Origin of the sequence: Pseudomonas sp. PA-6-3C, from assembly GCF_021605825.1 — a bacterium.
In the GTDB taxonomy this organism is placed as follows: domain Bacteria; phylum Pseudomonadota; class Gammaproteobacteria; order Pseudomonadales; family Pseudomonadaceae; genus Aquipseudomonas; species Aquipseudomonas edaphica.
Genome location: NZ_WKDV01000079.1, coordinates 1 through 13,230 on the forward strand (window position 1 = coordinate 1; position 13,230 = coordinate 13,230).

Sequence of the window (13,230 nt, forward strand, 5' to 3'; positions counted from 1 at the left end):
GCCTGACCCACCGCTTTCGCAGCCTCGCTAAAGCTCGACAGCTCCCACAGGGGATTGGCTGTGTTGGTTAGATCTCAGTTCGCAGGGCCATCGCGCCATACACAACCCCCCCAGCAACAAAGATCCAATGTGGGAGCTGTCGAGCCCCGGCGAGGCTGCGAAGGCGGCGGCAATGGCGAAATATTAGCTGCCTGACCCACCGCTTTCTCAGCCTCGCTAAAGCTCGACAGCTCCCACAGGGGATCGGCTGTGTTGGTTAGATCTCAGTTCGCAGGGCCATCGCGCCATACACCCCCCCAGCAACAAAGATCCAATGTGGGAGCTGTCGAGCCCCGGCGAGGCTGCGAAGGCGGCGGCACTGGCGATACATAAGTAGCCTGACCCACCGCTTTCGCAGCCTCGCTAAAGCTCGACAGCTCCCACAGGGGATCAGCTGTGTTGGTTAGATCTCAGTTCGCAGGGCCATCGCGACATACACAAATCCCCCAGCGACAAGCTCAACTGTGGCAAGAGTCAAAGCCGTTTTACCATTGGGATACACGCCAACGCCAACCCCGAAGGCGAGTGATACACCGCCTGCTCCTCACCCACATACCCGCAGGCCCGGTAGAAACTCGCCGCATTCAACGTCGCGTCCAGCACGACCTCTTCAATCGCCAGTTCCCACGCGAGCTTTTCCAGGTGATCCAGCATGGTCTTGCCGTAACCTCGGCCAGTAAACGCCGGCAGCACAAACAGGGCGCCCACTTCGTTGTTGTCCAGATCGAGCATGCCGGTGGCGACCGGTACGTCATTGACCCAGCCCAGGTAAAACGGCTTGTCCATCAGTGTGTCGTAACCGTCTTCGGCGCTGCCGCGTGTCCACAGCGCCATTTGCTCAGCGGTGTAGGCGCCGATGCATTGGCTGCGGATGGCCAACAGACGAATGTCGAACGCCGCCTGGGCGTCCGCTTGGGTGGCGCGTTTGATCGCTAGCATTGCTCTCTCCATCCATGACCTCACCGTGCCATTAGCACACTTGTGCTAATCGACCCCTTTACCCGGCGGCGCTATATTCCTCGGCACTTCCAACGCTCCCCCCGGCACCGCACACCTGTTGCGCGAGGGTGCATTGCGCGTTGGAAAAACCAAAACAATCCCAAGGAAGAAGCATCATGAACCTGCACGCTCCCGTTACCCGTCTCACCCTGCTCGGCGCCCTGATCATCGGTGTCGCCGGTTGCAGCAACGTCAAGCCCAGCGAAGACCATCTCAAGACGCTGTCGGAAACCAACCTCGGTGAACCGGTCAAGCGTATCTCCAATGTACGCAGCGACTCCATGACCACCTACTACATCGCCAGCGCCGCCTCCGGCGATTACAACTGCTCAGTGCCCAGCGGTGCCAGCGGTGGCATGTTTGCCGTGGCCAGCTTTGGCCTGATGAAGCCTGCCGCCTACTGCCAGCCCAAGGGCGCTCGGGGCAATGGCCTGACGCCGTTTAACCAGTAACGCCCGATTGGCTGAGGTCACGCAGCGTGCCGCGCAGTTCTGCAGGCCGCACCGGTTTGGACAGAATCGCGATCTGGCGGTCGTGCAAGGCCGCCTGGATTTTCTCCACGTCGTGGCCGGTGAGGATCAGCGCCGGCACCGCCCAGCCGCGTTGCTCGCGCAGGGCGTCGATGCACTCGATGCCGGTGGCGTGGTTGCCCAGGTCGTAGTCGGCGACGATGATGTCGCAGTCGCTGGCCAGGCCTTGCCCGCTGGATTCGGCCTGCACCTCGCAACCCCAGCGCTCCAGCAAGGCCTGGGTGGCCAGCAGCACGTTGTGGTCATCTTCCACCAGGCAGACTTTCAAACCCGTCAGCAGGCCGGCCTGGCGCGCGTCGTCGCGCGCAGCCGGTTGGCGTGGCGCCGTCGCCAATGCCAGGCCATGCAGGCTCACAGAGGTGCCATGGCCCACCCGTGATCGCAGGCTCACCTGCACCCCCATCAATTGCCCCAGGCGCTTGACGATGGACAGCCCCAGGCCCACGCCTTCGACGTCCTTGTCGCGCAGTTGGCGGACCCGATAAAACTCTTCGAAGACCTTCACCTGATGCTCCTCGGCAATACCGCGCCCCTGGTCATGCACCTCCACCGACAAGCCGCCGTCGCGCACGCGCACGCCGATCAGCACGGGCCGTTGTGCGCCGTATTTAAAGCAATTGGAGAGCAGGTTCTGCACCATCGTCGCCAACATCGCGGGGTCGACCTGTACCCAATGCGCACACGGTCGCAGGCGCAGTTGCACCCCGGCCCAATGCGCCGCTTCGGCGTGTTGGCGCACCAGGTCGGCGAGGAATTCGCCCAAGTGAATCACCTGGTACTTGGGCAACAGCCTGCCGTTGTCGAGGGTGTAAAGGTCGAGAATCGAACGGAACAGCTGCGACACGTTGAGCAGCGAGCGGTCGATATTGTCCACCAAGCGCTGCTCAGCCTCGCCCAACTGCGCTTCACGCAAACAGGCGGTGAACAGGCCGATGGAGTGAATAGGCTGGCGCAGATCGTGGCTGGCCTGAGCCAGGAAACGCGATTTTTCCAGGTTGGCGGCGATGGCTTCTTCGGAAGCCTTGCGCGTGCGCTCAAGCAAAATATGCGCGTACACCGGGATCACTGTGCTGGTGATCATCAGCATCAGCACCATGAACGGCTGCGCCTGCCACAGTGGCGTCAGCCGGTACACGATCAGCAGCGCGAGCAAGGCCAGGCCGGTGGCAATCGCCAGGTAGCGCGAGCCGTAGCGCATGCCGTTGCCCAGGTTGACCCACACCATCACCGCATACAGTGGCAATGCCGGTTCGCCGCCCACCACCAGCCCGAACGAGGTGCCGGTGTAGTCATGGATCATGCCGAATATCCGCCGCGCCGGGTAATGCCCTGGCCAGCGCGCAATCACCTGGCGCAACGCGATGGAGACCAGCAGGAACGCGACGATATACAGGATCACCGGCAAGTAGGTGTCAACCGACTGGCCCGGCAAAAAGCCCAGCGCGCCGATGTAGACAATGGCGATGGCGGCCACCACGATGCGCAGGTTGGCCTGGTCGAGTTCGGAATTGGTCTCATGACTCATGGGGGACGTCCTTGTGCGGCATTCGGTCTATCCTTTGCGCGCCAGAGGCGTCCCTGTGGCGCGGTGCTAAAGTAGCATGCCAATGCACACCCATGCCCCAGGAAGGAGCACGCCATGACCGGCCGAATCATCATAGCCGACGACCACCCAATGTTTCGCGAAGGCATGTTGCGCACCGTGCAGCGCCTGTTGCCCGAGGCCGTGGTGCAAGAGGCCGGCGACCTCGATGCGGTGCAGGCGCTGATCCACGAGGGTGGCGACATCGACACGCTGATCCTCGACCTGCGCTTCCCGGGCCTTACCTGCATGAGCCAACTGGCCGACCTGCGCCAGCAACTGCGGCGCACCACCTTGATCGTGGTGTCGATGGTCGATGACCCGGCGCTGATCGACCAGGTCATGGCCCTGGGCGCCGATGGCTTTATCGGCAAGAACATCAGCCCCGATGAAATCGGCCAGGCCCTGTTGGCGATCCGCGAAGGCGAAGTGCTGGTCAAGTTTTCTCCCTCCGGCCTGCTGCCGCTGGGCACCCACAGCCTCACCGCGCGCCAGCAGGAAGTGCTGCGCCTGATCGCCCAAGGCAAGACCAACAAGGAAATCGCCAAGGCCCTGGCGATCTCGCCGTTCACCGTGCGCATCCATGTGTCGTCGCTGCTGCGCAGTTTGAAAGTGCCCTCGCGCGCCGCGGCGGCGGTCAAGTATTCCGGGGAGTTCTAGGCGTTTTCATGGCCTGGGCGATGCCCTGGCGGCGGTAGTCCGGCATTACCAGCAGATGGTGCAGGTAACCGTGCCGGCCATGCACCCATGAATACACGACCGGCTGACCGCTTCGGCTATCGCAGCGCAAACCAGGTGGTTTTCAGCTGCGTGTACTTGTCGAATGAGTGCAGCGACAGGTCACGCCCGAACCCGGACTGCTTGCCACCCCCGAACGGCACCGCGACATCCAGGGCGTCGACGGTGTTGACCGACACCGTGCCGACATTCAACGCTCGCGCCACCCGATGCGCGCGATTGAGGCCATCACTCCAGACCGAGGCCGCCAGCCCGTAGACGCTGTCATTGGCTTGCTGTATCGCTTGCTCCTCAGTGTCAAAGGCGCTGATCGCCAACACCGGGCCAAACACTTCATCGCACGAGAGCCGCATGTCGCCGGTCACCTCAGCAAAAATCGTCGGCTGGATGAAGTTGGAGGAGCCATTAATGCTCACTTGCTCGCCACCCGCCAGCAGCTTGGCGCCCTCGCCCTGGGCCTGATTGATCGCCCTCATGATGCGGGCGGTTTGCTCACTGTCGACAATGGCACCGGCAGCGCTGCCAGGGTCCAGCGGATCACCCGGCATCCAGGCACGCGCCTTGGCAATCACACGCTCGACAAATTCATCATGGATGGAGCGTTGCACATACAGCCGCGAGTTGGCCGAGCACACTTCGCCCTGGTTGAAAAAAATCCCGAAGGCCGCTTTCTCGGCCGCCAGGTCCAGGTCCTGGCAGTCGTCAAACACCAGGTTCGCGCTCTTGCCGCCACACTCCAGCCACACCTGCTTCAAGTTGGACTGCGCCGAGTACTGCATAAAATACTTGCCGACCTGAGTAGAGCCGGTGAACACCAGGCAATCCACGTCAGGGTGCAGCCCCAGCGCCTTGCCGGCACTTTCGCCGAGGCCCGGCACCACATTCAAAACCCCTTCCGGGATACCCGCTTCCAGGGCCAGTTGGGCCAGGCGCAGGGCCGAAAAGGGTGACTGCTCGGCGGGTTTGAGCACCACGCTGTTACCCGCCGCCAACGCCGGTGCGAGCTTCCAGGCCGCCATGTCGAGTGGGAAATTCCACGGCACCACCGCCGCAACGACGCCCAATGCTTCACGGGTGATGGTCGCCAGTGCGTTGTGCGCGGTGGGCGCGACTTGATCGTAAAGCTTGTCCAGCGCCTCGCCGTACCAGGCAAATACATTCGCGGCGCCGGGCACATCAATGTTGTAGGCGTCCATCACCGGCTTGCCCATGTTCAGCGAATCCAGGAGGGCCAGCTCTTCGCGATGGGTCATCAGCAACTCGGAGAGCCTGATCAGGATTTTCTTGCGCTCAACCGGCGGCATACGCCGCCAAGGGCCGCTTTCGAAAGCCTGGCGGGCGCTGCGCACGGCCAGGTCTACTTCTGCGTCACCACAGGCGGCCACACGCGCCAGCAACTGGTGGGTGGCGGGGTTGATTGCATCAAAAGTCGCCCCGCTGGCTGCGCTCACGGGCCGACCACCGATCAAGGCGGTGTCGATGAAGGTCTGGCGGGCAACGCGTTGTTGCCAGTAATGAAGGTCGAACACGGTGTACTCCCAATGAAGGTCGATGGACAGGCGAAGGTTTTATTCCGCGATCTGCAGTTCAGGCATCTTCACGCGCAAGCCGCGCGTGATCCCCAGCAAACAAATAAGGCCAACCCCCATCCAGCACAGGCCGATGGTGAAGGACAGGCTCGACAGGCTGGTCCACAGCCAGACCGTGCTGAGGAACCCCAGCGCCGGCAGCGCGGCGTACAGCAGGTAATTACGGGTGCCGCGTAACTGCTGGTCGACCACGTAATGCTTGATCACCGCCAGGTTCACCGCCGAGAACGCGAACAGCGCGCCGAAGCTGATCATGTTGGCCACTGTGTCCAGGGTGATAAACAGCGCAATCAACGAGAACAGACTGACCAGCACAATCGCGGTGGCCGGCACGCGTTTTGTCGTCACCAGCTTGCCGAGCACGCGAGGCAGCGCGCCGTCGCGGCCCATGGCAAACAACACCCGCGACACACTGGCCTGGGAGACCATCGCCGAGGCGAAACAGCCGGCCACATAAGTGGCGGTAAACGCCGTCACCAGCACCTCGCCACCGACCCGGCGCATTACATCCACCGAGGCCGAATCCGGGTCGGCGAAGGTGTTCCATTCCGGGAAGACCATTTGCGCGAAATACGACACCAGCAAAAACAGCAAGCCACCAAACAGCGACACCACCATGATCGCCAGTGGAATGGTGCGACGCGGGTTGGGGGTTTCCTCGGCCATGGTCGACACCGCATCGAAGCCCAGGAACGACAAGCACAGCACCGCCGCACCGGCCATGATCAAGGGTGCGCTGAAGCCTTCATGATGGAATGGCGCCAGCAGCGATACGGGCGCCGGCTGACCGCTGAGGTTGTGCACCGACAGCGCCACGAACACCACAATGAACACCAACTGGGCCACGATCAGGATCCAGTTGACCCGCGTGATGGACTCGATACCGACCAGGTTCAGCGTGGTTACCAGCGCAATCGAGCCGAGCACCCACACAAATGTCGGCACCGCCGGGAAGTACTCGGACATGTAGATGCCGATCAACAAATAACTGAGCAGCGGCAAAAAGATGTAGTCGAGCAGCAAGGTCCAGCCGGCGATAAAACCGAAATACGCACCAAACGCCTTGCGTGTATAGGAATAGACCGAGCCGGAAAACGGATGCGCCTGGACCATGCGACCATAGCTGTAGGCGGTCAGTAGCATGGCCGCCAAAGTCAGCATATAGGCGGTCGGCAAGTGCCCCTTGGTCATCTGCGTGACCAGCCCGTAGGTGGTAAAGACCGCCAGCGGCACCATGTAGGCCAGGCCGAACAGCACCAGCCCGACCAGCCCCAGCGGCTGGCGAAAGCGCCGCGTAGAGGCGGCTTTGGTTGAGGTGTGATGGGAGGGAGTTTCGGCCACGCTTGTTATTGTATTCATGGGTGACTCCTGGAAAGAGGGATGCGGGCCATCGCGGCAGTCGATAACCTCGCTGCCGTTCAAGCCGTGTCTGATGGAGATTGCCCGCCACCCGCACCTGGGGGTGGGGGGCAGGTCACTTCAGAGTTTTCCCGCGATCCGTGCGGTGCGGTCTACCGCAATCCGGGTCTTGTCGACCAGCTCATCCAGCTCTGCGCGCGTGGCCACCAGGGCCGGCGCCATGATCATGCGGCCCAGGGTCGAGCGGATGATCACGCCCTCTTCAAAGCCAAAGGTGCGGCACTGCCAGGCCAGGTCGTTTTCGTTGGCAAAGCGTTTGCGCGTGGCCTTGTCTTCGACGAACTGCAACGCCCCGAGCAGGCCTGTGCCCTGGATCTCGCCGATCATTGGGTGGTTGCCGAACACGTCGTGCAGCAGTTGCTGCAAGTACGGCCCGGTGTCGTCTTTCACCTGACGCACGATGCCTTCATCGCGCAGCGCCTTGAGGTTGGCCAACGCCACCGCCGCCGCCACCGGGTGGCCGGAATAGGTCAGCCCGTGGGCGAACACACCGCCCTGCTCCACCAGCGCCTCGGCGATGCGTTTGCTCAGCACCAGGCCGCCCATCGGCAGGTAGCCCGAGGTCAGGCCCTTGGCGATCGACAAGGTGTCGGGTTCGAAGCCGAAGTGCTGATGGGCGAACCATTCGCCGGTACGACCAAACCCACCAATCACCTCATCGGCGCACAGCAGCACATCGTATTGGCGGCAAATGCGCTGGATTTCAGGCCAGTAGCTTTCTGGTGGGAAGATCATGCCGCCCGCACCCTGGAACGGCTCGGCGATAAAACCGGCAACATTTTCGGCGCCCAATTCCAGAATCTTTTCTTCCAATTGCAGCGCGCAACGACGGCCAAACTCGGCCGGTGTCAGCTCGCCGCCATGGGCAAACCAATACGGCTCGTCGATGTGCGCGACGTCGGGAATCATGCCGCCCATGTCGTGCATGAACTTCATCCCGCCCAGCGCCGAGGCCGCGAGCGTTGAGCCGTGATAGCCGTTCCAGCGGCCGATCATGATTTTCTTCTGCGGTTGCCCGACCACTTGCCAGTAACGGCGCACGGTACGGATCAACACCTCATTGGCCTCGGAGCCGGAGTTGGTGTAGATCACATGGCTGTAGTGCCCCGGCAACAGGCTGAAGAGCAGCTCCGACAGCTCGATCACCGCCGGGTGGGTGGTGTGAAAGAACATGTTGTAGTACGCCAGCTGGTCCATCTGCGCGGCGGCGGCGGCAGTCAGGTCGCGGCGGCCATAACCGAGCTGGGTACACCACAGGCCGGACATGCCGTCCAGGTAACGCTTGCCTTCGCTGTCCCACAGGTACAAGCCCTCGCCGCGCACCATCACACGCGGGCCTTCGGCGTTCAGCGCCTTCTGGTCGACAAACCCATGGATATGGTGGGCCGCATCAGACTGCTGGTAATCCTCGGTGCGACGGTTGATTTGGGCGGGTAGGTTCATGGTTTCTCTCTCTTATTGGTCGTGACGCAAGGGCTGGCAAGCCACTCAGCGGTGCTTGCTCATGTAACTTTCAAGCGGGTCTTTGCTCAGCACGCCCTGGGCTTCGGCGAGCGAGTCGATAAACAAGGCAAACAGTTCCGACTGCGCGCCGATATCGAGCTTGGTGTAGATGTGTTTGCGATGGGACTTGATGGTGTCTTCCGCCACCTCAAGGCGCTCGGCCAGCGAGCGGGTGGAGTGCCCACGCAAAATGAGTTGGGCAATGCGGCATTCACGCTCGGTCAGGATCGACGAGCCGAAGTTGTTCAATGCCGCGTGAATACGTTGCTCCAGCAGGTTTTCGAAGCGTGCGCCGTGGGCATCCAGGCCGACAAAATGTTTGCCCAGCACGGCCAGTACCCAAGGGGTTATGCGCTTGAATTGCGCGATGGTGGCGGCGTCGAGCTTTTGCGTAAACGCCAGGGACACCGCCAGGCTGGAGCCTTTGCTCGACTGCAGGATGTAATTGAGCTCGTCTTCGAGCTGAGAGTGGCGGTAGAACGACTGGAAGTATTCGCTCAATTCGAAGTGGTCAGGCGCAACGTCGGCCAAGGCATAGCAGCCTGAACTGACGCCTTCCACACAGGCGTCGTAAAACGGGTCGAGCAAGTAAAAGCCCGACAGGTACTGGCGCACATTGCCTTGCGGCAACCACGGCCCATCCAGCTCGAACAGTGCACTGGGCATGCCGCCACGCGGGTAAAAATACAGCGTCGTGGCCTGTATCGGCTGCACACACCCGAGCGCATCGAACAAGGCGGCAGCGAACCCCGATTGCCCGATGTTATCGGTCACCAGGGCCATCTGTTCGAACCATTGCGCAGAAGAAAGCCGGTCGTTTTCCACGTCGAAGCCTCGCTCAAAGAACTGCAAGGATGGTCACACACCCGCTCAGTCCTCGAAATCACCCGATAGGGTGAGCTTGCATCCGATATTTATGCTCACTCCAAAGCTTAATAATATTTTATTAAAAAACGCCCTCCCCCTAGCCTTGAAGCCATGCCCAAGCTGAATCCAACTGCATTACGCAAGGACAGACACATGACTCAAGCCATAACAAAAACAGACACATTGGTAGTGGGAGCCGGCCAGGCCGGTGTGGCCATGAGCGAGCACCTGAGCAAGCAAGGCGTGCCGCACCTGGTGCTGGAGCGCAGCCGTATCGCCGAGCGCTGGCGCACCGGGCGCTGGGATTCGCTGGTCGCCAACGGCCCGGCCTGGCATGACCGCTTCCCCGGCCTGGAATTTGATGACGTCGCCGCCGATGGTTTTGCGCCAAAAGAGCGCGTGGCCGATTACTTCGAAGCCTATGCCCGCAAGTTCAATGCACCGATCCGCACCGGCGTGGACGTGACCTCTGTGGTGCGTAACGTCGGCCGCCCAGGCTTTACCGTGCACACCAGCGAAGGCGTGATCGAAGCCAACCGTGTAGTCGCCGCCACCGGGCCGTTCCAGAAGCCGGTGATCCCGGCCATCGCGCCTGAAGACAGCGCGCTGCACCAGATCCACTCCGCCGACTACCGCAACCCCGCACAACTGCCCGCCGGCGCCGTGCTGGTGGTGGGCGCCGGTTCATCCGGCGTGCAAATTGCCGATGAGCTGCAGCGTTCCGGGCGCCAGGTGTACCTGTCGGTCGGTGCCCACGACCGCCCGCCGCGTGCCTATCGCAACCGAGACTTCTGCTGGTGGCTGGGCGTGTTGGGTGAGTGGGACCAGGCCGCGATGAAACCCGGTCGCGAGCACGTGACCATTGCCGTGAGCGGCGCCCACGGCGGCAAGACCATCGATTTTCGTGAGCTCGCCCAGCAAGGCATGACCCTGGTCGGCCTCACCCAAGCCTTCGACGGCAACGTCGCGCGCTTCCAAGCCAACCTGGTTGAAAACCTGGCCCGTGGCGACGAAAACTACCTGGCTTTGCTGGATGCGGCGGACGCCTACATCGAGCGCAACGGCCTCGACCTGCCCGTGGAGCCCCAAGCGCGCCGCGTATTCCCGGATGCCGAGTGCATCAAAAACCCGATCCTGGAACTGGACCTGGCCAAGGCCGGTATCACCTCGATCATCTGGGCCACCGGGTTTGCCGTGGATTACAGCTGGCTGAAAGTCGATGCGTTTGACGCCGCCGGCAAGCCGCAGCACCAGCGCGGTGTGGCCAGTGAGTCGGGCATCTACTTCCTGGGCTTGCCATGGCAGTCGCGCCGGGGTTCGTCGTTTATCTGGGGCGTGTGGCATGACGCTAAATACGTGGCCGACCACATCGCCATCCAGCGCCAATACCTTGAATACCGCGAAACCGCACCGGTTGCTCACCCGTCGCCGGTCCTTGCCTGATCACTTTTTTCGGAGTTTTTTTGATGCCTACTCACACTCGCATCCGCATGTTCAACACCAAGGAAACCTACCCTAACCAGAGCCTCGACAACGACCTGTGCCAGGCCGTGCGTGCCGGCAACACCGTGTATGTGCGCGGCCAGGTCGGCACCGATTTTGATGGCAACCTGATTGGCCTGGGCGACCCGCGCGCCCAGGCCGAGCAAGCGATGAAAAACGTCAAGCAACTGCTCGAAGAGGCCGGCTCCGACCTGAGCCATATCGTCAAGACCACCACCTACCTGATCGACCCGCGCTACCGTGAGCCGGTGTACCAGGAAGTCGGCAAGTGGCTCAAGGGCGTGTTCCCGATCTCCACCGGGCTGGTGGTGTCGGCCCTGGGCCAGCCACAGTGGCTGATGGAAATTGACGTGATCGCCGTGATCCCCGAATAAGGAGCTGCCCATGACCTTTTCAATCGTCGCCCGTTGTGCGGACACCGGCCAACTGGGCATCGCGATCAGCTCCTCGAGCATCGCCGTGGGCGCCCGCTGCCCATGGCTGCGGCCCGGCGTGGGCGCAGTGTCGACCCAGAACATCACGTTACCGGCCCTCGGCCCCGACGTGCTCGACCTGCTGGAACAAGGCCTCGATCCTGCGGCCGCCGTCGACAAAGCCCTGACGAGCAACGGCTACAGCCAATACCGACAACTGACGGCGATTGATCACCTGGGCCGCAGTGTGCATTTCAGTGGCAGCGAAACCCTCGGCACCCACCATGCCGTGTCGGGCGAACAGTGTGTGGCGGCGGGCAATATGCTCGCCGACCGCGCAGTAATCGAAGCGATGGTGCATGCCTTCGAACACGGCGAAGGCCAGCTCGCCGATCGACTGCTGGCGGCGATGCACGCCGCCATCAACGCCGGTGGCGAAGCCGGGCCGGTGCATTCCGCCGCGCTGGTGGTGGTGGGCGAACTGACCTGGCCGATCATCAACCTGCGCGTGGACTGGGCCGATGAACAGCCCATCGCCGAACTGCAAAAGCTCTGGGATGCCTACCGCCCGCAAGTGCAGGACTACATCGACCGCGCCCTCGCCCCCGACCGCTCGCCGGGCTACGGCGTGGCCGGAGACGAGCGATGAGCCGCAGCCGCGAACTGCTGCAGACGCTGGTGGGCTTTGATACCACCAGCCGCGAGTCCAACCTGCTGCTGATCGAATTTGTGCGCGATTACCTCGCAGGCTTCGGCGTGGCTTGCGAACTGGTCTACAACGAGGAACGCAGCAAGGCCAACCTGTTCGCCAGCATTGGCCCGGTGCAATTGCCGGGCATTGTGCTGTCGGGGCATACCGATGTGGTGCCGGTGGACGGCCAACCGTGGACTGTGCCGCCGTTTGCGCTGACCGGGCGCGACGGCAAGCTGTTTGGCCGCGGCACGGCGGATATGAAGGGTTATATCGCCTGTGTGCTGGCGTTGGTGCCAGCGTTGGTGAAAGCCAACTTGCGCATCCCGGTGCATATCGCCCTGTCTTACGACGAAGAAGTCGGCTGCCTCGGTGTACGCTCGCTGCTCGCGGTGCTGGAGCAACGGCCGGTGAAACCGATGCTGTGCATTATCGGTGAGCCGACCGAGCTGAAACCGGTGCTCGGCCACAAGGGCAAACTGGCGATGCGTTGTGATGTGCATGGCGAGGCGTGCCATTCGGCGTATGCGCCGTATGGGGTGAATGCGATTGAGCATGCCGCCGAGTTGATTGGCGAACTGGGGCGCATTGGCCTGCGGCTGCGCGAGCAGCAGGACCCGCGGTTTGACCCGCCGTTCAGCACGGTGCAGACCGGCGTGATTACGGGCGGCAAGGCCTTGAATATCGTGCCTGCCGACTGCCGCTTTGATTTTGAAGTGCGCGCATTGCCGTCGATGGACCCGGGTGAAGTGGCTGAGGAGCTGCAAGCCTATGCCATGCAGCAGGTGTTGCCGCGTATGCAGGCCGTGAGTAAACAGAGCGCGATTCGGTTTACTGAGCTTTCGGCATATCCGGGATTAGTCACCGACGAGCGCAGCCAGGCAGCGGAGTTGATCGCAGCGTTCAGTGGCTCGCGGGACTTCGGCACCGTGGCGTTTGGCACCGAAGGTGGGTTGTTTGATGCGGTGGGCATACCCACGGTGGTGTGCGGGCCGGGGAGCATGGACCAGGGGCATAAGCCGGATGAGTTTGTGAGCCTCGAACAGTTGGCTGGGTGTGATGCCATGCTGGCGCGCATGCTCGACTCAATCCGCGCCTAAGCCACCTCCCTACCAAACACCACAGTTCAACTGTGGGAGCCGGGCTTGCCCGCGATGGCGGTGTATCAGATGGCACATTTGCAGCTGGCCCACCGCTATCGCAGGCAAGCCAGCTCCCACATTTTTTGCCCTGTGTTCCAGTCCAGGCACCGCACAACCTGTGGGAGCCGGGCTTGCCCGCGATGGCGGTGTATCAGATGGCCCATTCTCAGCTGGCCCACCGCTATCGCAGGCAAGCCAGCTCCCACATTTTTTGC

13 protein-coding genes are annotated in these 13,230 nt (G+C 62.2%); 6 read left to right on the forward strand and 7 right to left on the reverse strand.

Annotated elements, in window-relative coordinates:
* Nucleotides 1-513: 513 nt before the first annotated feature.
* Entirely contained in the window at nt 514-978 is a 465-nt protein-coding gene (locus GIW48_RS29155) for a GNAT family N-acetyltransferase (RefSeq protein WP_236462666.1), read from the reverse strand.
* 176 nt (nt 979-1,154) lie between these two features.
* Here GIW48_RS29155 and GIW48_RS29160 point away from each other — a divergent pair, with 176 nt between their 5' ends.
* Complete coding sequence (locus tag GIW48_RS29160; RefSeq protein WP_017134555.1) at nt 1,155-1,490, forward strand: hypothetical protein; 336 nt, start codon at nt 1,155-1,157, stop codon at nt 1,488-1,490.
* On the opposite strand, the gene GIW48_RS29165 is transcribed toward GIW48_RS29160, so the two are convergent.
* Nucleotides 1,480-3,093, reverse strand: coding sequence for an ATP-binding response regulator (locus GIW48_RS29165; RefSeq protein ID WP_170038491.1), 1,614 nt, complete (start codon nt 3,091-3,093; stop codon nt 1,480-1,482). The two genes, GIW48_RS29160 and GIW48_RS29165, sit on opposite strands and share 11 nt — an antisense overlap.
* A 114-nt stretch (nt 3,094-3,207) precedes the next feature.
* Here GIW48_RS29165 and GIW48_RS29170 point away from each other — a divergent pair, with 114 nt between their 5' ends.
* On the forward strand, nt 3,208-3,810 hold the full coding sequence (locus GIW48_RS29170; RefSeq protein WP_169988731.1) for a LuxR C-terminal-related transcriptional regulator: 603 nt from the start codon (nt 3,208-3,210) through the stop codon (nt 3,808-3,810).
* Here the strand turns inward: GIW48_RS29170 and GIW48_RS30015 are convergent.
* The 5 genes from GIW48_RS30015 to GIW48_RS29195 all read right to left on the reverse strand — a co-directional run bounded on the left by GIW48_RS30015 (nt 3,788) and on the right by GIW48_RS29195 (nt 9,224).
* Complete coding sequence (locus GIW48_RS30015; RefSeq protein ID WP_368665710.1) at nt 3,788-3,907, reverse strand: GNAT family N-acetyltransferase; 120 nt, start codon at nt 3,905-3,907, stop codon at nt 3,788-3,790. The two genes, GIW48_RS29170 and GIW48_RS30015, sit on opposite strands and share 23 nt — an antisense overlap.
* A gap of 19 nt (nt 3,908-3,926) precedes the next feature.
* Nucleotides 3,927-5,417, reverse strand: a complete 1,491-nt coding sequence (locus GIW48_RS29180) for an aldehyde dehydrogenase (RefSeq protein ID WP_236462669.1) — start codon at nt 5,415-5,417, stop codon at nt 3,927-3,929.
* A gap of 39 nt (nt 5,418-5,456) precedes the next feature.
* A complete protein-coding gene (locus GIW48_RS29185) occupies nt 5,457-6,836 on the reverse strand; it encodes an APC family permease (protein ID WP_170038495.1) in 1,380 nt (459 codons plus the stop codon).
* A gap of 120 nt (nt 6,837-6,956) precedes the next feature.
* Nucleotides 6,957-8,339, reverse strand: a complete 1,383-nt coding sequence (locus tag GIW48_RS29190; protein WP_099548717.1) for an aspartate aminotransferase family protein — start codon at nt 8,337-8,339, stop codon at nt 6,957-6,959.
* Between the two features lie 45 nt (nt 8,340-8,384).
* Nucleotides 8,385-9,224: a helix-turn-helix transcriptional regulator gene (locus GIW48_RS29195; protein WP_026013485.1), complete on the reverse strand. Its 840-nt coding sequence runs from the start codon at nt 9,222-9,224 to the stop codon at nt 8,385-8,387.
* Nucleotides 9,225-9,377: 153 nt separating this feature from the next.
* Here GIW48_RS29195 and GIW48_RS29200 point away from each other — a divergent pair, with 153 nt between their 5' ends.
* From GIW48_RS29200 to argE, 4 genes are read left to right on the forward strand one after another with little or no spacing between them, the layout of a single operon-like run.
* Nucleotides 9,378-10,709: a flavin-containing monooxygenase gene (locus GIW48_RS29200; RefSeq protein ID WP_419789516.1), complete on the forward strand. Its 1,332-nt coding sequence runs from the start codon at nt 9,378-9,380 to the stop codon at nt 10,707-10,709.
* Nucleotides 10,710-10,732: 23 nt separating this feature from the next.
* Nucleotides 10,733-11,143 carry a RidA family protein gene (locus tag GIW48_RS29205; RefSeq protein ID WP_003207327.1) on the forward strand — a complete coding sequence of 137 codons (411 nt, stop codon included), beginning with the start codon at nt 10,733-10,735 and terminating at the stop codon, nt 11,141-11,143.
* A 10-nt stretch (nt 11,144-11,153) separates the two neighbouring features.
* Entirely contained in the window at nt 11,154-11,831 is a 678-nt protein-coding gene (locus tag GIW48_RS29210; protein ID WP_058421955.1) for a DUF1028 domain-containing protein, read from the forward strand.
* A complete protein-coding gene (gene argE / locus GIW48_RS29215; RefSeq protein ID WP_236462676.1) occupies nt 11,828-12,973 on the forward strand; it encodes an acetylornithine deacetylase in 1,146 nt (381 codons plus the stop codon). Before GIW48_RS29210 ends, argE begins: the two co-directional genes overlap by 4 nt.
* The last annotated feature ends 257 nt before the right edge of the window (nt 12,974-13,230 follow it).

Bases quoted from the DNA above. Each gene is read 5' to 3' on its own strand.
- GIW48_RS29155 (WP_236462666.1), bottom strand. From the start codon at position 978: ATGCTAGCGATCAAACGCGCCACCCAAGCGGACGCCCAGGCGGCGTTC.
- GIW48_RS29160 (WP_017134555.1), top strand. From the start codon at position 1,155: ATGAACCTGCACGCTCCCGTTACCCGTCTCACCCTGCTCGGCGCCCTG.
- GIW48_RS29165 (WP_170038491.1), bottom strand. From the start codon at position 3,093: ATGAGTCATGAGACCAATTCCGAACTCGACCAGGCCAACCTGCGCATC.
- GIW48_RS29170 (WP_169988731.1), top strand. From the start codon at position 3,208: ATGACCGGCCGAATCATCATAGCCGACGACCACCCAATGTTTCGCGAA.
- GIW48_RS29185 (WP_170038495.1), bottom strand. From the start codon at position 6,836: ATGAATACAATAACAAGCGTGGCCGAAACTCCCTCCCATCACACCTCA.
- GIW48_RS29190 (WP_099548717.1), bottom strand. From the start codon at position 8,339: ATGAACCTACCCGCCCAAATCAACCGTCGCACCGAGGATTACCAGCAG.
- GIW48_RS29200 (WP_419789516.1), top strand. From the start codon at position 9,378: ATGCCCAAGCTGAATCCAACTGCATTACGCAAGGACAGACACATGACT.
- GIW48_RS29205 (WP_003207327.1), top strand. From the start codon at position 10,733: ATGCCTACTCACACTCGCATCCGCATGTTCAACACCAAGGAAACCTAC.
- GIW48_RS29210 (WP_058421955.1), top strand. From the start codon at position 11,154: ATGACCTTTTCAATCGTCGCCCGTTGTGCGGACACCGGCCAACTGGGC.
- argE (WP_236462676.1), top strand. From the start codon at position 11,828: ATGAGCCGCAGCCGCGAACTGCTGCAGACGCTGGTGGGCTTTGATACC.